Raw genomic sequence first — 20395 nt, 5'->3', positions numbered from 1 at the left:
CCGTGAGGCGCACCCCGCCCCGCGCGGGCGGCGTCGTGATCCCCGCCGGCCCGCGGCGCCCGTGGTATCCTGTGCGGGTTGCCAAGGCGAGGGGGCGTGCGCGCCCCGTTATCGACGACGGCCTGTGGATCCTTTCGATCCGCCGCACCCGGTGCAGACTTCCCGGGCGGTGGGCGGAGTGCCGCACCACGTCGGTCGCAGACCGCCCGAACGTCCGGTGCCACCCGCACCGCGAGCGCGCGGACGGTCTGACGGTGACCAACCAGACCAACGATCGAAGGAGCACCATCATGGTGGATGTCATCACCATTCCCGCAACTCTGCGCACCGACTTCGGCAAGGGCTACGCCCGCCGCGTGCGCGCCAACGATCAGACCCCCGCCGTGATCTACGGCCACGGCGCCGAGCCGCTGCACGTGATCCTGCCGGGCCACGAGATGATGCTGGCCTCCCGCAACTCCAACGCCGTGCTGGAGATCAACGTGGACGGCGAGGGCCACCTGGCCATGATCAAGGAGGTCCAGCGCCACGCCGTGCGTCCCGAGATCCTCCACATCGACCTGCTGACCGTGCGCCGCGGCGAGCGCGTCGAGGTCGAGATCCCCGTGCACGTGGAGGGCGAGGTCGCACCGACCGCCATCCACAACGTGGAGGAGAACGTCCTCGTGGTCGAGGCCGACGCCCTGAAGGTTCCCGAGTACCTCGAGGTGGACATCGCGGACCTCGAGGCCGGCGAGCACGTCTACGCCAAGGACGTCACCCTGCCCGGCAATGTCACGCTCGTGTCCGACCCCGACCTCCTGGTCGTCAACGTCTCCGAGCCGATCGAGCAGGACCTGGGCGAGGAGCCCGAGACCGAGGACGAGGAGACCGAGGGCGAGCAGTCCGAGGGCGAGTCCGAGGAGTCCTCCGAGGACAGCGAGTAAGGACCGGTCCCAGGTCGCGCCCGCAGGCGGACGCGACGCGGTCTCGGAACGGCGGCGGGTGCCAGGGGCGCCCGCCGCCGTTCTGTGTTCCGGGCACCGAGGAGCGCGCCGGCCAGCCCGGACGTACAGTCCTCGGGGAGTTCCCGGGGGCGCCGAGGGCCCCGGTGCCAGGCAGGTTCCGGAATGCTGGGGGACGGGGCGCGGGATTGCGCACGGCACGAGAGTCACGACGAGTGAGGAGCAGGACATGGGCGATCGCACCCTGGTGGTGGGACTGGGAAATCCGGGTGAGCGCTACGCGGGCACGCGGCACAACATCGGCGCCATGGTGGTCGCGGAGCTCTCGGCGCGGGCAGGCGCACGGCTGTCGGCGCACAGGGCGCGCGCCGCGGTGGCCGAGACGCGGTTGCGCCCGGGCGCCCCGAGGCTCGTGCTGGCCCAGCCGCTGAGCTACATGAACCTCTCCGGCGGACCCGTGAGCGCACTGGCCGGGTACTACTCGCTGGGGCTCGAGGATCTCGTGGTGGTGCACGACGACATCGACCTCCCCTTCGGGGCCGTCAAGCTCAAGCGCGGCGGCGGGGAGGGCGGCCACAACGGGCTGCGGGACATCACCAAGGCCATGGGCGGCAAGGACTACGTGCGCGTGCGCGTGGGTGTGGGCCGCCCGCCCGGACGCATGGACACCGCGGACTACGTGCTCAAGAAGTTCTCCGGCGCGGAGGCCAAGGAGCTGCCGCTGCTGGTGTCCGAGGCCGCGGACGCCGTGGAGATGCTCACGGAGCAGGGGCTCACCGCCACCCAGCAGCACGTCCACCCGCGCAACCCCGCCTGACCAGACGGGTCCCACCCCTCGGACCAGCGGCTGCGCGACGGAGGGGACGAACGCGAGCAGCGCCCCTTTCCACACGGAAAGGGGCGCTGCTCGTGGTGGGGCGCGTGCGGCGTCGTCGACTCAGTCCAGGGTGTCGGGATCGTGACCGGCGGCCCGCATGGCCTTGTACTTGCGGTTGCGCGGGGCGATCAGCGCGGCACCCACGATCGCGGCCAGCAGCGAGCCGCACAGGATGCCCACCTTGGCGTGGTCGCTGTGCGGGCTGCCCTCTCCGAAGCTCAGCTCCGCGACCAGCAGGGACACCGTGAAGCCGATGCCGGCCACCACGGACATGCCCAGCATGTCGAACCACGTGTAGTCCCGGTCCTTCTCCGCGGAGGTGAACCGGTCCATGAGCCACGCGGCTCCGAAGATGCCCACGGGCTTGCCGATCAGCAGACCGGCCACGATGCCCAGGGCCACGGGGTCCGTGGCGGCGGCGGTGATGCCCTCCCAGCCGCCCACGGCCACGCCCGCGGAGAAGAACGCGAACACCGGGATGACCAGCCCGTTGGACAGCGGCCGGAACCGGTACTCCAGGGCGGGAGCCAGGCCCATGCGGGGGTCCTCCTGGCGGATGATGCGCGGCTCCTGCTTCAGCACGGGAACCATGAAGCCCAGCAGCACACCGGCGATCGTGGCGTGGATCCCGGACTCGTACACGAGCCACCACGTGATCACACCGATCGGCAGCAGGATGACCCACGCCGCCCAGTGCTGCGCCATGAACCAGCCCATGTACTTGTGGGTAAGGAACCAGAACAGGCCCAGCATGACGGCGGCACCGGCCAGGAACCCGAACTCCACGCTCTCCGTGTAGACGAAGGCGATGATGGCGATCGCGATGAGGTCGTCCACCACGGCCAGGGTCAGCAGGAACGTGCGCATGGCCACCGGCAGGGACGATCCCACGACCGCGAGCACCGAGACCGCGAAGGCGATGTCCGTGGCCGTGGGGATGGCCCAGCCGTGCAGCGCCGTGGGGTCACCGCCCGAGGCCAGGTTGATGCCCAGGAAGATCAGCGCCGGAACCGCCACGCCGCCCACGGCGGCCACCACGGGCAGGATGGCCTTGCGCAGGTTGTGCAGCTCCCCGTCCACGAACTCGGCCTTGAGCTCCAGACCGGTGAGGAAGAAGAAGATGGCGAGCAGCCCGTCCGAGGCCCAGTGCCCCACGGTGTGCTGCAGCCCGGCCACCTCTCCCGGGCCCACCTCGGCGTCCCGGAGCCCGAAGTAGGCCTCGCTCCACGGGGAGTTGGCCACCACGATGGCCAGGACCATGGCGATCAGCAGGAGGAGCCCGCCCGTGGTGTCCTTGCGGAGGAATGTGGTGATGCGTCCCCCGGATTCCGGGGCCGTTTGCGTGTCCGTGCTCACTACGAGGATCTCCCAACGCGCGCACCGTGGTTGGTCCGCGACTGTCGTGTCGGATGGGGGACGGCCGGGCGGCACGCGGGGTGCCGTCCGGCCGTCCGGGGCGTTGCTGGTGTCAGTGCTGGGCGATCCACGCCTCGGCCTGGCGGGCCTGCAGGGTCAGGGCCTTGCCGATGTAGGGCTCGGCCGTGGCGGCGATCTTCTTGCCGACCAGCGGGATGTTGGCCTGGACCTCACCGGTGACGTCCACGGAGGTCTCCTGCTCGCCCAGGGGCTTGACCTGCTGCTGGGCGGTGGCGCCCACGGGCAGGCCGGAGGCCTTGATCTCGGTGCGCACGGTGCGGGAGCCGTCCGCGGCGGGGGCGTCGTAGGTGTCCACCTGGGTGAACTTCACGCCGTTCTTCACGAACTTCTTGACGGCGTCCGGCAGCTTGTCCGAACCCATGCTGCGCACGGTGGTCGCGGTGAACGCGGTGGAGGTGTCGCCGTTGACCTCGAAGGATTCGAACTGCGCGCCACCGAGCTCGGTCACGTGGCGCACGAACGCCTCGTCCACGAAGGTCTTAAGGACGGTGTCCACGGGGGCCTTGATGGTGGTGGATGCATTGACGGACATGGTGCTCCTTGCGGGATCGGTAGCGGTTCGTCGGTTCCGCGCCCGTGGTGACCGGCGCGGGTGCTTCCGTCCATCCTAACGGCGGGAGGGCGGGGCGCCGCCCTCGGCCCGGGCCAGGGGGAGCCACCCCCGTGACCGCCGCAGGATCAGGGGCGGTGCCGGGGTGTCCGCCAAAGAGCGGGCAGGAAACTGGCTCCTGACGGCAACTGGCAGGGTGTCCGCCTCTCTAGACTGATCTCCGGCCGTCCCGGGGGTTCTGGACGCGGCGGCCGAACGGCGGGGTGGGGATCCCGCACGGCGCGCAAGCACGCGCGCACCTGACCGCACCCCGCGACCTCCGCGCGGACGCGCAGCCATGGGGGGTTGAATGTTTCTGCAGCATCCGCGTTCAGCGGGTCACGGCGCGTCGCCGGGCACCGCGGCGACGTCGGCGACCGTGGCGCCCGGACCGGCGCCACGGGACGTCCCCGGGCCGCGGGGCGGCCACCCCGTGGTGCTCCACGTGGTCGAGGCCTTCGGCGGCGGCGTGGCGGCCGCGGTGCGCGACTACGCCCGCGCCACGCCGGAGTGCGAGCACCACCTGCTGTGCCACCTGCGGCCCGAGGCCGTGAACCTCGAGGCGCAGTGGGACGGCGACTTCACCTCGGTGCGCACGCTGCCCGGGGGGCACCTGGCGAACATCAAGGCCACGCGCTGGGCCATCCGTGAGGTCAAGCCGGACGTGATCCACTCCCACTCGAGCTACGCGGGGGTCTACGCCCGCCTGGCCGTGGGCCACCTGCCGCGCCGCCGCAACGACACGCTCTCGCCGCTGAACGCGCCCGCGGCGCCCACCACGCGCGCCGAGCGCCACGGGGACCTGCTCTCGCACGCGGACCTCGCGCCGTCGGGCCAGGACCAGGTTCCCGCGGGGCTCGCAGAACCGCGGGAGCAGGGCACGGGACGACGCCGCACGCGCGCCGTGCCGGCCCCGCTGGACAGTGCCCTGCGGGAGCTCACGAGCAACAAGTACCTGGACGTCTCGCTGTCCCGGATCAAGCAGGTGTACACGCCGCACGCGTGGTCCTTCTCCCGCCTGGACCGCTCCCGCCTCACCAGGCTGGGCTACTGGGTCCTGGAGGGCGCGCTCGCGGCACGCACGGACGTGCTCGCGGGCTGCTCCAAGGCCGAGAACAACGTGGCGCACTGGGGACCCATCTCACCGCACACGGTGTACGTGCCCAACATCGCGCACCCGCACGGGGGTCCCAGGCGCCGACCGGAGCCGGGAGCGCCGCTCGTGGTCGCGGGAGCCGGGCGCCTTGCCGCGCAGAAGGACCCGGTGTTCTTCGTGCAGGCCGTTGAGGCCATCCGTGCGGCCGGGCACCGCGTGGCCCCGCTGTGGATCGGCGGCGGGGACGCGGACGTCGAGCAGCTCCTGCGGGAGCACGGCGTGGAGGTCACGGGCTGGGTGGGGCACCACGAGGTGCGCGAGCACCTGCAGCGCGCGGACGTCTACCTGCACACGGCGCGCTGGGAGGGCTTCCCCATCACCGTGCTTGAGGCCGCGCTCAGCGACATCCCGGTGGTCGTGCGCCGGATCCGGGTGTTCGACGACGCGGGGCTGCCCGTCGTCGTGGACACCCCGGAGGACGTGGCACGGCGCTGGGCGGAGATCACGGACGAGCGGGCGCGGGACGAGGTCTCGGCGTGGGCGCGCAAGGCGCTGTGGGAGAACTGCTACGCGGTGCAGCGCCGCAGGCTCGGCGAGATCTACGGGATCAGCGTCCCGCTCGCGGAGCACACGGACGCGTGAACAGCGCATCACAGGGGAGAGACCGGGGGAGAAGACCATGACCGTCATCGAGGCACGAGCACCAGAGGTGGACAGCCGACCCACCGCACCCGCAGGGGTGCGGGGCGCGGGGATGTGGACGGGCGCGGGAGAGCGCGCCACCTTCACGTGGCTGCACACACCCGAGAACGGACGCACGCGGGGACTGGTGGTGATCGCCCCGCCCGTGGGTCGGGAGCACGTGCAGGCCTACCGGCCGCTGCGCCAGCTCGCGATGCTGCTCACGGGGGCAGGATACTGCGTGGCGCGCGTGAGCTACCGGGGCGTGGGGGACTCCCACGCGCTGTCCCCGGAGGAGGACCTGCTCGCCGAGTGGGAGCGCAACATCCTGGACGCCACCCGCCAGGCCCGCGAGGTGTGCGGCATCGAGGACCTGCCCGTGTTCGGCATCGGCTACCGGGTGGGGGCGGGGCTGCTCACGCGCTGTGCGGAGCACTTCGACCGGGTGCTCGCGTGGGAACCCGTGAGCGGCGCCGTGTTCGTCAAGCAGTGGGCGCGGCTGCGCCGGGCCACGCTCCCCGAGATCCCCGTGGGGGAAGGGGTGGACCTCATGGGCCTGTGGCTCACGGACGAGCAGGCGCGGCAGCTGTCCACCCTCACGGACCCGCGCAAGCTCCCGGAGCTGCCCGGCAACGTGGAGATCCACCGCGAGCAGGACCAGCCCCGCGCCAAGGTGATGTACGGCGTGGAGTCCCTGGACGTGCGGGTGCACTACGACGTGCTTGAGGAGCTGCTGTGGCGGCTGCCCCGCCCGCAGCTGGTGGATTCCGTCTGCGGGGGCAGGGGACCGCAGCGCAACGTGTTCCGGGCTCCCAGCGGTGAGCTGTGCGCCGAGGAGATCGTGGTGGTGGATCCCCAGGGCTACCCCGGGGTGCTGACCGGGCCCGTGCAGGACGAGGCCGCTGCGGTGGCACCGTGGCCGGGCAAGCCCACGACGTTCTTCGCCCCCGGGGCCTCCGAGCCGCGCGACGGCTCCACCCTGTGGTCCGAGACCGCCCGGCGGCTCGCGGGGCAGGGCGTGGTGAGCCTGCGGGCGGACCGGGACGGTGCGGGGGACCGTGCCCTGCTGTGGTCGGACCGGGACCCCAACCCGTACCGGTACCTCAACGCGCAGGCGCTGCGGGAGCAGGCCCAGTGGCTCGCGGACCACTTCCACACGGACGTGGTGGCCACGGTGCTGTGCTCCGGCGCGTGGGCCGCCCTGCGTGCCGCGCGGGAACCCGCGGGGATCGCCGCAACGTCCATGGTCCTCGTCAGCCAGAACGAGTGGCGCATGAACCAGAAGTTCTTCGACGAGCTGCGGCTGAGCTACGACGGGGACGCCAAGCTGCGCGCCAAGACCGCGGCCCGGCCCGCGGAGGCGTCCGGACCGCACCCGGGCAGCAGGCGCGGGGACGGGCGGACCGAACCGGGCCGCGCGGCGTCGGCCCCGCACGGCGCCGAGCGCGCTGCGGCTCCCACGGTGCCGGAGCGGGCCCGCACGGCCCTGAGCGGTGCGCGGGTCTGGGCCACGGACCGGCTGGGGGACGCCAAGCAGGCGGGATCCCTCGCCCTGCGCCACCACACGCCGGAACCGGTGTGGAACCTGATGGCCCGCAGCCCGGCGGCGTCGATCCCGGACCACGTGCTGGAGCGGGCGAGCCACAACCGGTCCGTGACCCTGCTGGTGGGTCCGGACGACGAACCCCGCTACCGGGAGACCATGGCGGACCGGGCGGTGACCCGGCTGCAACGGCGCGGCCGGGACATTCACGAGCACTTCGTGCCGCACGTGGACCACTCGGTGCTCTCGCGCACCGCACGCAACCTGATCGCTCGTCAGCTCGACGAGGTCTTCGCCCAGTGGAAGGTCCAGTAGCACCGTCATGCCAGACACCCCCGCCGCCCCCGCGCCCCGGACGGACACGTCCCGCGTGGGAGCCAACATCCTGTGGAACTACATCTCGGGATTCACGAGCGTCTTCGGGCTGCTCCTGCTCTACCCCTTCGCCATCGCGATCGTGGGGACCGAGTCCTACGGCCTGTGGGTCATCGCGTTCAGCGCGATCCAGCTGCTCACAATGTCCGACTTCGGCCTGGGCACGGGCATCGTGCGCACCCTCGCGGACCTGCCCGACGACGCCGCCCACCGGCGCCGCCGGGAGAGCTTCGTGGCGGTGTCGGTGGGAGTGTTCCTGGTGCTCGCCGTGGTGCTCACCACCCTGTACTTCGTGGTGTTCCCGCTGTACCTGGGAACCGTGGCCGTCCCCGAGCGGGACCGCCACGCCGTGGTGCCCATGGTGGTCGCGGCCGGGATCACGCTGTTCGTGTCCGTGCTGGGCCGTGCGTGCAACTCGGTGCTGTGGGCGCTGAACCGCCCGGACATCGAGCGCAAGGCCGCCGTGGTGTCCATCCTGGGACGAGCCGCGGGATACGTCCTGCTCATCCCCCTCCAGGGGGGACTGATCGCCCTGGTGCTCGTGGAGTGCCTCTCGCTGCTGCTGCCGCCGGTCGTGTGCTTCATCGCCGTGCTGCGCCGCTTCGGACTGGCGCGTCCGCTGCCCGGGGCGTGGCGGGAGCAGGGCCGACCGCTGCTGCGGATGTCCTCCGTCCTGTCCATCGGCTCGCTGTCCCTGCTGGGCGTGTACCAGCTGCCGCTGTTCGTGGTGGGTCCCACCCTCGGGCTGCAGGCCGCCACCGCGTTCGGCGCGCTCATGCGCGTGAGCCAGAGCGCTCGTCTGGTGGTCAGCTGGATCGCCATGCCGTTCGCCTACCCCATCAAACGGGCCCGTGGTTCCGAGGCCGCGGAGCACATCCGCGTGGCCATGACGGTGTCCCTGCTGGTGGGGCTCATGATCAGCATCCCGCTGCTGGCGATCCCCACGGAGCTGCTGACCGTGTGGCTCGGCTCCAAGATGGCGTTCGCGGCACCGGCCCTGGCCGTGGTGGTCGTGGGTGTGCTCGCCGAGTCACTGGGTCAGGTGCCCACCCTGGTCATGACCCTGCGGGGCAGCCCGCTCGTGGCCTCCCTCATCAGCCTCGCCGTGCTGGTGGTCACCCTGCCCGCGGTGTGGCTCGCGGCCCGGACGGACAACCTGGAGATCGTGATGGCGGCCTCCGTGGTGCCCCTGGCGCTCGCGGTGCCCGTGCAGCTGCACTTCAGCGAACGTGCCGAGCCCAGCGGTGTGAAGGCGGAGAACCTCCGCATCTGGGCGCTCATGGTGCTCGCCGCCGGGGTGGGCGCCGTCGTGTTCGCCGTGCTGGGGCGCGTGCTCCCGGACGTCCTCTCCATCGCGGTGTGCGCGGTGGCGCTCGGTCTGGTGTTCCTGGCGGCGTTCCGCCGGATCCGCCGCCGGGACCACGAGCTCAACGTGGCCCAGCGGGAGGTCGTTCAGGACTCCGCGGTCAGCTCTTCGTAGAGCTCGCGGTAGCGCCGGGCGGCGCCGCGGATGTCGAACTCGTCCCGGGCCAGCTCCCAGCTGCGACGACGCAGCTCGTGGCGCTGCCCGGGGCCCAGTTCCAGCAGCCGGCACACGGAGTCCGCCAAGGACGCGGGATCGGACATGGGCACCACGGCCCACGGCTCCACGGCCAGCAGCCGTGCGTCCCCCGTGTCCGTGGTGACCACGGGGAGTCCTTCCCCCAGGGCCTCGATGCCCGCCATGGGCAGGGCCTCGTGGTTGCTGGAGAACACCATGGCGTGCGCGGAGCGGATCAGCCCGCGCACGTCGGACACCGAGCCGCGCAGGGTCACGGCGTGGTCGATGCCCAGCCGTTCCAGCTCTCGGGTGAGCTCCGTGTTCTCGGGATCCACGCGGTGACCCGCGCAGACCAGCCGGGCGCGGGGGTGGCGCTGCAGCACCCCCGCGAAGGCCGCGAAGAGCGTGGGGTGGTCCTTGGACGGCGCGTGGCGGCCCAGGTGCAGCAGCAGCGGATCTCCCGACGGCTCCGGGGCGGGCTCCGCGGCGGTCACGGAGCCGTTGTGCACGATCCGGATCTGCTCGCCCGGGAAGCGGTAGCCGAACTCCACTGCGAAGTCCCGCGCGGACGGTGAGCACGCCACCACGGCGTCGAAGCGTGAGGACAGTTTCGCGGCGATGCGCCACACGATCCCCGCCACGCGGCTCGAGGCCTGGTCCAGGCTGGAGTGCAGCGTGGACACCCGTACTGCCCCGTGGGGGGTGAGCGCGTTGACCAGGTCGGACTGCTGCAGGTGGGAGTGCACCACGTCGATCCCGTGCCGCTTCACGAGAGTCCGCACGGCCCGCACGGCCGCCACGGGGAGCACGTCACGGCGGCTCATCCCCGCGTAGGTGGTGCTCGTGGCCGCGGCCTCGAGGCGAGGGGACAGCGCCCCGGGGGAGAGCAGCACCAGCAGGTGCGCCTCGTCCCCGGCCTCACGGCTCAGCAGCAGCTGCTCGATGAGGGTCTGCGCGCCGCCGGTCTCGGCGTCGTTGACGATGTGGAGAACTCGCACGGGGCGGGCCTTTCTGCAGAGCGGTGGACGGGAGGGCGGGCGCGGCGCGCCGGCCAGCGGGTCAGGTGGTCAGCGAGTGGTCTGGTGTGCGGTGAGTGGTGCGGGACGCCCGGTTGCCACCGGAGACCCGGACTCGTCCGGGACCCGGGCACGCGAGAGTTCCAGGCCGAGGCACACCCCGGCCACACCCCACACCCAGAAGGCGGAGTCGTAGCTGGTGGTGCCGCCGGCCACCACGAACCACACCACCAGGGTGCACGCGCCGAGCCACAGGGGATTGCGGCCCCCGGAGCGCAGGCACAGGACGGTCAGGAAGATGATGAGCGCCAGGCCGAAGAGCATCCCGCTCTCGAGCACCACGCGGCCGATCACGGAGTAGATGTCTGGCAGCGGGTTGTAGTGCTGCAGATCGCCCAGGGGCATGCGGCCCGTGAGGAACAGCTCGTTGGAGCGGCCGCGCCCCACACCCCACAGGAACGCGGTGGGGTCCGAGAACAGGTAGCGCACGGAGGCGATGATCGAGGACCCGCGGTCCGCCCAGGACCAGTTGAAGGACTCGCGGCGGTCCCGCAGGACGTCCAGGCCCACGTAGACGGCGCCGGCGAGACCCAGGGGCACCAGCAGCACGGCGGCCCATGCCCGGCGCACGGCGTAGGGCGCGATCGCGGCGATCAGCACGACTCCCAGCACCACCACGGCGGCACCTGATCCGGAGATCGCCACGGCCCACAGCACGAGGGCCATGGCCACGACGTCCCGCGGCGTCATCCTGCGCCCGTGGTGGCGCACGACCACCACGAGGGCCATGGCCATGAGGGACAGCGTGCCCACCATGAAGGAGGTCTCCGGGAAGAGCCCGAAGGGCCGGCGCACGTACATGATGAACGTCTCGCTGAACTCGGAGACGTTCGCGTAGCCGGGCAGGCTGTAGAGGCTCTCGAGTGGAATGGTGTCGAAGAGGTCGAAGAACACGTACTTCTGCACGAGTGTGTACGCGGCACTGAGCAGGATGGTCCAGCTCAGCCACGCGATGGCCCGGGAACCCAGGAAGAGGGTGGCCGCCGCAGCTCCGGCTACGGGGAGTGTGTAGACCAGCCACGTGAAGGAGCCCGAGACCAGCAGGGGCTGCGGCGTGAGGAACATCCGCACGAACGAGGCCAGGAACGGCACCGCGCCCACCAGCAGAGCGGTCCACATCACGGGCATGTGGCGGGTGCAGCGCAGGATGAGCGCCACGCAGACCACGCTGGACAGCGGGAGGTTGGTGTTGGACCCCAGCGGCACCGCGGCGTAGGGCAGGGCGGAGAGCACGATCAGCGCCCCCGACAGGGCACGGTCCAGGGCCGTGCCGTGGACCGAGCCGTCCGTGCGGTTTGCGGCGGTGGTCAGGCCCCGGCGTGCGGTCCCGCGCGATCCGGCTCCCGGGACGGGGAGGACGGCCGTGCTCATGAGGTCCAGGTTCCCAGCACCGCGGCCACCGTGGGCTGCCAGTCGGCGTGGTCCCGGCCGGAGACGGCGCGGCGGTCGCGCCGTGGCGTGGCGGCGTCGTCGTACACCGCGCGCAGGGTGGCGCCGAACGCCCGGGTGTCGCGCACGTCGGCGGCGGTGAAGCGGTCGTAGCCGCGGGCCTGCGCGCGCAGGGAGGGCAGGTCCGAGGCGACCACCGGGGTGCCCGCACCCACGGCCTTGGCCAGCACACCGGAGTGCGCGTCGAAGTGCGTGTAGGGCAGCACGATCACCGCGGCCTGCTGCACGAGCGCCGCGAACTCCTCACGGCTGAGGAAGCGGTCCTCGAGGTCCACGCTGGGGTGGTCGGCGGCGAGGCGCGTCAGCTCGCGGCCCAGCTCGGGGGTCTCGGCGGCGCCGCGCACCAGCAGCGGCACCCCCGCGTCCCCGGCGGCGCGGATGGCCAGCTCGATGCCCTTGTTGGCCCGCATCTCCCCGATGCACAGGGCGAACGGCTCGGCGGGGAGCTTCGCGCTCTGGGCGGGCTCCGGATCCAGTCGGGAGGACACCGGCAGGTCCACGGCCGCCACGGGGCGGCTCGTGCACCCGCGCACGATCTGGGCCTGCTCGGCGCCGTGGGTGACCACCCGGTCCGCGTGCCGCGCGCACGAACGGTCCAGCCACAGCAGGAAGCGCTCGCGCGGGGAGGCGGAGTCCAGGTCGAAGTGCGGCTGGGCGTTGTGCACGAACACCGCGGTGCGCTGGTCCCGGTGTGCTCGCAGCACACCCGGCAGCGGGTACTTGGTGGAGTCCAGGGCGAGCACGGCGGTGCGGCCCACCCGTCCCGCCGCTGCGCGCACCGCGAGGTGCTCCCGGACGAGGTCCCACACCTGCAGACCGGCGCGCAGCGCCTTCCCTGCAGCCGAGCCCGGCACCCGGGTGCGTCGCGGCGGGACGGTCTCCACGATCCGCACCGGGTGGTCCTCGCCCCACCCCAGGTAGTCGCGTGCGCCCGGCCGGGACACGAGCTGCACGGTGGCCACGCCCTCGTCCGCGCACAGCGCGAGCGCGAGGTCCGCGGCGTGCTCCAGCTGGCCGCCGTACTCGGTGGGGCACACCACGACGACGTCGCGGGGCCCCGTGGTCGGGGCGGGCTCGGCGCTCACGCCGCGCTCAGTGCTCATGGTTCGCGGCGGCGTGGGCACGGCGGCTGGCGCGCTCGGTGGTGGCACGCTCCGAGGTGGTCCGGTGACCGCGCAGCAGAACGAGGAGCAGACCCACGACGAGTCCCACGAGCGTGCCGAGGGCGGTGTTGATGGCCAGGGACGGCCCCGCCTGCCCCTCGGGCGGAGCGGCCTTCTGCACCACGTTGAGCTTGACGGTGGCGGGCTGGGCGCCGTCCTGGGACGGCGGGATGGTCTCGAGCTCCTGGCTCACGGTCACGAGGCTTTCCGCGGTGGCCTGGGCGAGGTCTGCGGCGCCCTGCGCGGAGGAGGACGTGGCGGTGATGGTGATCATGGCCGTGTTCGGCTGGTTGGTGGCCACGAGGTCCTTCTCGACGAGCTCCGCGGGAGTTTCCTCCAGGTGGAGCCGGTCCACCACGGGCTGCACCACGGAGCTGGTGGTGGCCACCTGCGCGTAGGAGCCGGCGCGGGCCACGGCGAACTGCTCGCCCATCTGCAGGTCCGTGACCGACCGCGGGTTGGCCACGTTCACGAACACCTGTGCCTGGGACTCGTAGGAGCTGGGCACCACGATCGCGGCGACGACGCCCGCGAGCGCTCCCAGCACCGTGGCGAGCACCACGAGTGGCCACAGCTGCCGCAGGCAACGGACGTACTGACTCAAATTCATGTCTCTCCCCCTGGAACCCGCACCCGGCGAGAGCCGCCGGGCACACGACGGTCCCCTGATCCCCTCGTTCGTGCACCAGAACTCTAGCCAGGATCACGAACCGCGATCCCCGGAAACGGTGTGTTCGGGACAAACGTGCCCCATAGTGTGGACGGATTCGCGGGAGGAGGGCCCGGCCGCGTTCCTAGACTTGTCCGGGTGGCCGTGCCAGCGGCCGCACGGGACGATCGACGGGGGAGAGATGACGGACCAGGGCGCGGGGGCGGCAGCCGCGGCGGAACCGCTCGTGAGCGTGGTGATCGCGGTGTACAACGGCCAGGACCTGGTGGGGCAGGCCATCAGCAGCGTGCTGCGCCAGACCCACTCGAACATCGAGGTGTTCGTGGTGGACGACGGCTCCACCGACCGCACGCCGGAGGTCCTCGCGGGGTACCAGGCGGTGGACCGCCCGGGCCGCCGCGTGCGCGTGCTGCGGCAGGAGAACGCCGGGTGCGGGGCGGCCCGCAACCGGGCGCTGGAGCAGGTGCGGGGCGAGTTCGTGACGTTCCTGGACGCGGACGACGAGCTGCTGCCCCACCACCTGGAGACAATGCTGCGCCGCTACCGGCAGCTGGGGGAGGAGCCCGGGCGGGAGCGCACCGTGGTCTACACCAACGCGTGGCAGTGCACACCCTCCGGGATCAACGCGGAGCGTGTGGTGTACCGCGAGGCCATGCCGGCGCCGGACGAGCAGCGCAGCGTGATCCTGGAGTACAACATCGGCCACCTCTTCGGGCTGTTCCCCCGGGAGTTCTTCCGCGAGGTGGGGGTGTTCGACCCGGAGCAGGTCTTCGTGGAGGACTGGGAGCTGTGGCTGCGGGCCGTCTACTCCGGGTGGCGCTTCGACCGCGTGGACGAGGTCACCGTGATCCTCTCGTGGTCCGGGGGCTCCATGCAGTCCCAGCGTGACCGCATGGCGGCGGGTGAGGAGATGGCGCTGCGCAAGACGCTGGCCCGCTTCGAGCAGCAGCTCAGCCCCGAGGAACGCGAGAAGCTGCTCACCCGCCTGCGCAACGGATCCCCGCTCGCGGCGGCGTCGGAGGCGGAGCAGGCCCTGCGCGAGGGCCGTGCGGCAGACGCGCGGCGTCACCTGGAGACGGCCGCGCAGATGATGCCGAGCCAGCGACGCGTGGTGCTCAAGGCGAAGATCGCCCGCGTCCCGGGCGGGATGCGGTGGCTCGTGCGTCGCCAGCGGGCCGTGGACCGCAGCGTGGGGTACACGGACGCCATGCGGCGCTGACCGGCGTGTGGCAGCAGACCCCTCGTGCGGTGCCCGGCCGCACGCAACGGAGCGGGGCCCCACAATGGACAGGGTGAGCACCTCGTCGAACACCCCGCCCGTCCTTCTCGCGTGCGCCCACGGGACCCGTGATCCCGGTGGGCAGCAGGCGGTCGCGGCCCTCGTGGCCGCGGTGCGCGAACGGCTTCCGGGAGTCGGCGTGGTGGACACGTGGGTGGACGTCCAGGAGCCGGACCTCGTGGCGCGCACCGCCGAGCACGCCGGGCAGCGCGCCGTGGTCGTTCCGTTGCTGCTGTCCGCGGGCTACCACGTGTTCGTGGACATGGCCCGGGCCGTGCAGGGCTCACCGCACCACAGGGTGGCCGCGGCCCTCGGACCCGACCACCGGCTCGCGCGCGTGCTGGCCCGCCGGCTGGCCGAGGCACTCGACGCCGCTGGGGAAGCGGCCCCGGAACCGGTCGACGAGATCGTGATGGTCTCCGCAGGCTCCTCCGACCCCCGCGCCGGTCAGGACTGCGAACGGGTGGCGGCCATGCTCTCCGAGGTGCTCGGCCACCCCGTGTCCTCGGCCTACCTCTCCGCGGCCCGCCCGTCCCTGCCCGATGCGCTCGCGGCGGCCCGTGGCCGTGCAAACCCGGGGGACGACGCCGCAGGGTCGCCCCGCACGGATGCCGCTCCCGCGCGTCCTGGGCGCGTGCTGCTGGTCCCGTACCTGCTGGCCCCCGGGTTCTTCCACGGCCGGGCGCTCGCCGCGGGAGCGGACGTCACGGCCGAACCGCTGCTCGTGCACCCCGGCGAGGTGCCCCCGGAGCTCGTGGAGCTGGTGCTCGAGCACTACCGGGAGGCCGCCTCCAAGGCGTGATCGCACACGGCCCTGACCATGGCCCCGAGCCGGAAGCGCTCCGGGACCACAGCGGGGATTCCGGCCTCCTCGAGCGGCTGCACGCACACGGGCCCGATGGCCACGGCGGTGCAGCGCCCGTCCCGCAGGGCCCGCTGGAGGTCCTCGAGCACGCCGAGGGCGCGGGCGGCGTCGAAGACCGCGTCCACGGCCGGGGCTGCCGTGAAGGTCACGTAGTCCACGCGCCCCACGACCGCGTCCCGCACGAGTGCGGCGAGCCGTGAGCCCTCGTCGGCGGAGTCCCACCGGTACGGTGCCACGGTGCGCACGGGCAGACCCGCGGCGCGCAACCGGTCCAGCTGCTCCTCGTCCGGGGTGCCGTGCACCTGCACCGTCACGGTGCCGCGGGGTGCGGGATCCCCGGCGAGCAGCCGGTCCACGAGCTCCGCGGTGCGTCCCGAGGAGCCCGTGTACGCGCACGGGATTCCGCTCGCCCGCAGCTGCCCCGTGGCCTTCGCCCCGCGTGAGAGCACGGTGGAGGCCCGCAGCGCCGCGAGCAGCTCCTCGCCCAGTCCGTGCTCCTGTGCCACGGCGAGCCAGCGCTTGAGCCCGTAGCCCGTGGTGACCAGCACGGTGCCCGGGGCGGAGGCGATCAGGTCCCGGGTGGCGGCCAGCACGCCGTCGTCCTCGTCCGCGGGCGTGAGCTTCAGGGCCGGCGCGTAGCGCACCCGCGCGCCATGGCGTTCGAACGCCCCGCCCTGCTCCGAGGCGCGGCGGTGGGCGGTGACCGCCACGGTCAGTCCGGTCAGGGCGGGGTGCTCGGGGCTCGTCATGCTCCCAGGGTAGGAGGGGACGCCGACGCCGCACGCACCCCTCGGGCCTCCGCGGTCCCGGCCCGGCGCCCGCGGTGTCCGAGGCCCCGAGTAGGCTGGGGCGCGATCCGCCCGGCCCGTGCACCACGGCGAGGGTCGGGGCCAGGCCCCGCCCGGCGTCGTCGTGCCCCGCGCCGGGTCAGACCGCGCGCCGCCGCGCCACCCGCCCCACACACCAGGAGCCCGCCACCCATGTCCCTGACCGGTCTGCTCACCGCGCTCACCGAGGACCGCAGCTTCGCGAACATCCGCACCCAGGCCGCGCGCCCGCTCGCGGAGCGCTCCGCGGAGACGATCATCAGCGCCACGGACGGGCTGCGCGCCCCCGTGCTCGCGCAGATCGCGGCGGGTCTCGCGGACGACGCCGCGGCGTCGGCTCCCGGGAGCTCCGGCGCCTCCGCCGAGGGGGCCCACCCCCCGGTGCTGCTGGCCGTGACCGCCACGGGCCGTGAGGCCGAAGAGCTGCAGGCCGCGCTGGGCTCCTACCTGCCGAGCGAGCAGATCGCGAACTTCCCGTCCTGGGAGACCCTGCCGCACGAGCGGCTGTCCCCGCGCTCGGACACCGTGGGGCAGCGGCTGAGCGTGCTGCGCCGACTGGAGCGCACCGATCCCTCCGAGCAGCCGCTGCGCGTGGTCGTGGCGCCGGTGCGCTCGGTGCTGCAGCCAGTGGTCGCGGGGCTCGGGCAGATGGAGCCCGTGGCGCTGCGCACCGGGCAGGACTACGACTTCCAGCAGCTCGTGGCGGAGCTGGCCGGTGCCGCCTACTCCCGCGTGGACATGGTCACCCGGCGCGGGGAGTTCGCGGTGCGCGGCGGGATCATCGACGTGTTCCCGCCCACCGAGGACCATCCCGTGCGGGCCGAGTTCTTCGGGGACGAGCTGGACGAGATGCGCTGGTTCGCGGTGGCGGACCAGCGCACGCTGACCACTGCCGAGCACCCCTCGGTGATCGTGGCCCCGCCGTGCCGCGAGCTGCTCATCACCCCGTCCGTGCAGTCCCGCGCGGCCAAGCTCAAGGACCAGCTGCCCGGCGGGCGGGAGATGCTCGAGCGGATTGCCGGTGGGCAGTACGTGGAGGGCATGGAGTCCCTGGCCCCGCTGCTCGCGGACGAGATGGTGCAGGTGCTGTCCCTGCTGCCCGGGGGCTCCATGACCGTGGTGCTCGAGCCCGAGAAGGTCCGGGCGCGCGCCCACGACCTCGTGGCCACCAACGAGGAGTTCCTCATGGCCGCGTGGGACTCCGCCTCGGGCGGCAGCGACGCGCCTCTGGACCTCAACGCGGCCCTGGACACGGACGACGGCGCCGCCCGCACCCTCTCCTCCGGCTCGTTCCACACGATCGCCGAGGTGCGCGAGCTCGCCCTGGAGCGCTCGGTGGGCTGGTGGGCCGTGACCGGGCTGAACGTCAACGCCGTGACCACCTCCGAGATCAGCGCGGACACCTCCGACGAGGAGGTCCACCTCGCGGACACGGACGCGGACACCCTCACCGTGACCGCGCGCGAGCCCACCCGGTTCTCGGGGGATGTGCCGGCCGTGCTGTCCTTCCTGGGGGAGCGGGCGCGCGAGGACTGGCGCATCGTGCTCGTCACGGACGGGCCCGGTCCCCTGCAACGGATGAGCGAGCTGCTGCACAGCGCGGACGTCCCCGCCGCCCGCCACGACAGCATCGACGACGCGCCCCAGCCCGGCCTCGTGGAGCTGACCACCGCGCGCGCCGGGCGGGGTTTCGTGCTCGAGGCGCAGCGGATCGCGCTGCTCACCGAGGCGGACGTGCTGGGCCGCTCCAGCACCTACGACAACCGCGCCGAGCGCAAGCTCCCGCAGCGCCGCAAGCGCAACCAGGTGGACCCCCTGGCCCTGCAGAAGGGCGACTACGTGGTGCACGAGCAGCACGGCATCGGTCAGTTCATCGAGCTCGTGCAGCGGCCCATCGCGGGCGCCATGACCGCACCCGGCCAGCCGAAGCCGGTGCGCGAGTACCTCGTGCTGGAGTACGCGGCGTCCAAGCGCAACGGGCCCAAGGACCGGCTGTTCGTGCCCACGGACCAGCTCGACCAGGTGAGCTCCTACGTGGGCGGGGAGGCGCCGTCGCTGTCCAAGATGGGCGGGGCGGACTGGAACAAGACCAAGCGCAGCGCCAAGAAGGCCGTCAAGGAGATTGCCAACGAGCTGATCCGGCTGTACTCGGCGCGCATGGCGTCCAAGGGCCACGCCTTCGGCCCGGACACCCCGTGGCAGCGCGAGCTGGAGCAGGCGTTCCCGTACATCGAGACCCCGGACCAGCTCACCACCATCGACGAGGTCAAGGCGGACATGGAGCGGCCCATCCCCATGGACCGGCTGATCTCCGGGGACGTGGGCTACGGCAAGACCGAGGTGGCGGTGCGCGCCGCGTTCAAGGCCGTGCAGGACGGCAAGCAGGTGGCGGTGCTCGTGCCCACCACGCTGCTCGCGCAGCAGCACTCCGAGACGTTCGCCGAGCGGTTCTCGGGCTTCCCCGTGCGCCTGGCCACGCTCTCGCGGTTCCAGACGGCCAAGGAATCCAAGGCCACCATGGAGGGGCTGCGCAGCGGTGCGGTGGACGTGGTGATCGGCACCCACCGGCTGCTGAGCAAGGAGATGCAGTTCAAGAACCTGGGCCTCGTGATCATCGACGAGGAGCAGCGCTTCGGCGTGGAGCACAAGGAGAAGCTCAAGGCCATGCGCACGGACGTGGACGTGCTGGCCATGTCCGCCACGCCCATCCCGCGAACGCTGGAGATGTCCATGACGGGCATCCGGGAGACCTCCACGCTGGCCACCCCGCCCGAGGAGCGCCACCCCGTGCTCACGTACGTGGGGCCCTACACGAACAAGCAGGTCTCCGCGGCCATCCGGCGCGAGCTCATGCGCGAGGGCCAGGTGTTCTTCATCCACAACCGTGTTTCGACCATCGAGGCGCAGGCCAAGGAGCTCGCCGAGCTCGTGCCCGAGGCGCGGATCGCGGTGGCCCACGGGCAGATGACCGAGTCCCGCCTGGAGCAGATCATCGTGGACTTCTGGGAGAAGAAGTTCGACGTCCTGGTGTGCACCACCATCGTGGAGACCGGTCTGGACATCGCCAACGCCAACACACTGATCGTGGACCACGCGGACCGCTACGGGCTCTCGCAGCTGCACCAGCTGCGCGGCCGTGTGGGTCGCGGGCGCGAGCGCGCCTACGCCTACTTCCTGTACCCCGCGGAGAAGCCCCTGAGTGAGACCGCCCTGGAGCGGCTCAAGGCCGTGGCCGCACACAACGAGCTGGGCTCGGGCATGCAGCTGGCCATGAAGGACCTCGAGATCCGCGGCGCGGGCAACCTGCTGGGCGGTGAGCAGTCCGGGCACATCGCGGGCGTGGGCTTCGACATGTACCTGCGCCTCGTGGGCGAGGCCGTGGCGGAGTACCGCGGGGACCAGGACACCGGACCCGCGGAGATGAAGATCGAGCTGCCCGTCAACGCCCACCTCCCGCACGACTACGTGCCCGGGGAGCGGCTGCGTCTGGAGGCATACCGCACCATCGCGAACGCCGCCACGGAGGACGCCGTCGCGGAGGCGGGCAACGAGCTGAAGGACCGCTACGGGCCCCTGCCCACCCCGGTGCAGAACCTGCTGGAGGTCGCCCGGCTGAGGATCCGGGCGCGCGCCGCGGGCCTCACGGATGTGGCCACGCAGGGCACCATGGTCCGGTTCTCACCCGCCGAGCTCAGCGAGTCCCGCGAGATGCGCCTCACGCGCCTCTACCCGGGAGCGCAGATCCGTCCGGTGCCGGGCACGGAGGAGCGCATGGTGCTGATCCCCAAGCCCAAGACCGCGCGGATCGGCGGCAAGGACCTCGTGGACGGGGACATTCTCGCGTGGGCCCGCGAGGTGCTGGACGCGATCTTCCCGGTGCTCGAGCCCGCCGCCGCGGGCACGGACGCCACTGCGGGCACGGACGTCGCCGCGGGGTAGCGGCCCCGGGGACCTCGGCCCCGCGACCCATCGGCTGCGCGCGTC

General features: G+C 72.5%; 15 protein-coding genes. 8 read left to right on the top strand and 7 right to left on the bottom strand.

The genetic code is table 11. From position 1 onward, the window contains the following. The first annotated feature begins 290 nt into the window (after positions 1–290). Both D9R02_RS04995 and pth read left to right on the top strand, forming a co-directional pair. The gene (locus D9R02_RS04995; protein WP_121566462.1) at positions 291–926 is read left to right on the top strand and encodes a 50S ribosomal protein L25/general stress protein Ctc; all 636 of its coding nucleotides are present in this window, start codon (positions 291–293) and stop codon (positions 924–926) included. Positions 927–1173: 247 nt separating this feature from the next. Next, on the top strand, positions 1174–1761 hold the full coding sequence (pth, locus tag D9R02_RS04990; protein WP_039102231.1) for an aminoacyl-tRNA hydrolase: 588 nt from the start codon (positions 1174–1176) through the stop codon (positions 1759–1761). 120 nt (positions 1762–1881) lie between these two features. Here the strand turns inward: pth and nhaA are convergent, their stop codons facing one another. Next, complete coding sequence (gene nhaA / locus D9R02_RS04985) at positions 1882–3177, bottom strand: Na+/H+ antiporter NhaA (protein WP_019310133.1); 1296 nt, start codon at positions 3175–3177, stop codon at positions 1882–1884. Positions 3178–3289: 112 nt separating this feature from the next. Next, on the bottom strand, positions 3290–3790 hold the full coding sequence (locus D9R02_RS04980) for a DUF2505 domain-containing protein (protein WP_039102229.1): 501 nt from the start codon (positions 3788–3790) through the stop codon (positions 3290–3292). 502 nt (positions 3791–4292) lie between these two features. Between D9R02_RS04980 and D9R02_RS04975 the strand changes: the two genes are divergently transcribed. From D9R02_RS04975 to D9R02_RS04965, 3 genes are read left to right on the top strand one after another with little or no spacing between them, the layout of a single operon-like run. Continuing rightward, positions 4293–5585 (top strand): glycosyltransferase, encoded by a 1293-nt coding sequence (locus D9R02_RS04975; RefSeq protein ID WP_223110461.1) that lies wholly within the window; start codon positions 4293–4295, stop codon positions 5583–5585. A gap of 37 nt (positions 5586–5622) precedes the next feature. Continuing rightward, the gene (locus tag D9R02_RS04970) at positions 5623–7482 is read left to right on the top strand and encodes an alpha/beta fold hydrolase (protein WP_121566461.1); all 1860 of its coding nucleotides are present in this window, start codon (positions 5623–5625) and stop codon (positions 7480–7482) included. Between the two features lie 7 nt (positions 7483–7489). Further along, on the top strand, positions 7490–9022 hold the full coding sequence (locus D9R02_RS04965; protein WP_121566460.1) for a lipopolysaccharide biosynthesis protein: 1533 nt from the start codon (positions 7490–7492) through the stop codon (positions 9020–9022). Here the strand turns inward: D9R02_RS04965 and D9R02_RS04960 are convergent. The 4 genes from D9R02_RS04960 to D9R02_RS04945 form a co-directional block, all read right to left on the bottom strand. After that, a complete protein-coding gene (locus D9R02_RS04960; protein ID WP_070636241.1) occupies positions 8995–10080 on the bottom strand; it encodes a glycosyltransferase in 1086 nt (361 codons plus the stop codon). The genes D9R02_RS04965 and D9R02_RS04960 overlap by 28 nt on opposite strands. Before the next feature lie 69 nt (positions 10081–10149). Further along, positions 10150–11529, bottom strand: coding sequence for a hypothetical protein (locus D9R02_RS04955; protein WP_102613503.1), 1380 nt, complete (start codon positions 11527–11529; stop codon positions 10150–10152). Further along, positions 11526–12710 (bottom strand): glycosyltransferase, encoded by a 1185-nt coding sequence (locus D9R02_RS04950; RefSeq protein WP_223246114.1) that lies wholly within the window; start codon positions 12708–12710, stop codon positions 11526–11528. The genes D9R02_RS04955 and D9R02_RS04950 overlap by 4 nt, the downstream gene beginning before the upstream one ends. Further along, positions 12700–13380: a YveK family protein gene (locus D9R02_RS04945; RefSeq protein WP_121566459.1), complete on the bottom strand. Its 681-nt coding sequence runs from the start codon at positions 13378–13380 to the stop codon at positions 12700–12702. Before D9R02_RS04945 ends, D9R02_RS04950 begins: the two co-directional genes overlap by 11 nt. 241 nt (positions 13381–13621) lie before the next feature. On the opposite strand from D9R02_RS04945, the gene D9R02_RS04940 reads away from it, so the two are divergent. Together D9R02_RS04940 and D9R02_RS04935 are read left to right on the top strand one after the other, a co-directional pair. Continuing rightward, positions 13622–14659: a glycosyltransferase family 2 protein gene (locus D9R02_RS04940; protein ID WP_070636248.1), complete on the top strand. Its 1038-nt coding sequence runs from the start codon at positions 13622–13624 to the stop codon at positions 14657–14659. Positions 14660–14723: 64 nt separating this feature from the next. Continuing rightward, positions 14724–15521: a sirohydrochlorin chelatase gene (locus D9R02_RS04935; protein WP_102613505.1), complete on the top strand. Its 798-nt coding sequence runs from the start codon at positions 14724–14726 to the stop codon at positions 15519–15521. Here the strand turns inward: D9R02_RS04935 and D9R02_RS04930 are convergent. Further along, positions 15494–16333, bottom strand: a complete 840-nt coding sequence (locus D9R02_RS04930) for a uroporphyrinogen-III synthase (protein WP_070636252.1) — start codon at positions 16331–16333, stop codon at positions 15494–15496. The genes D9R02_RS04935 and D9R02_RS04930 overlap by 28 nt on opposite strands. Positions 16334–16564: 231 nt before the next feature. Between D9R02_RS04930 and mfd the strand changes: the two genes are divergently transcribed. Continuing rightward, on the top strand, positions 16565–20350 hold the full coding sequence (gene mfd / locus D9R02_RS04925) for a transcription-repair coupling factor (protein WP_102613507.1): 3786 nt from the start codon (positions 16565–16567) through the stop codon (positions 20348–20350). Positions 20351–20395 lie beyond the last annotated feature (45 nt).

It is taken from the genome of Kocuria rhizophila (assembly GCF_003667225.1).
In the GTDB taxonomy this organism is placed as follows: domain Bacteria; phylum Actinomycetota; class Actinomycetes; order Actinomycetales; family Micrococcaceae; genus Kocuria; species Kocuria rhizophila.
Note: the sequence above shows the minus strand (reverse complement) of the source record. Positions and strands in the feature narration are given on the sequence as shown.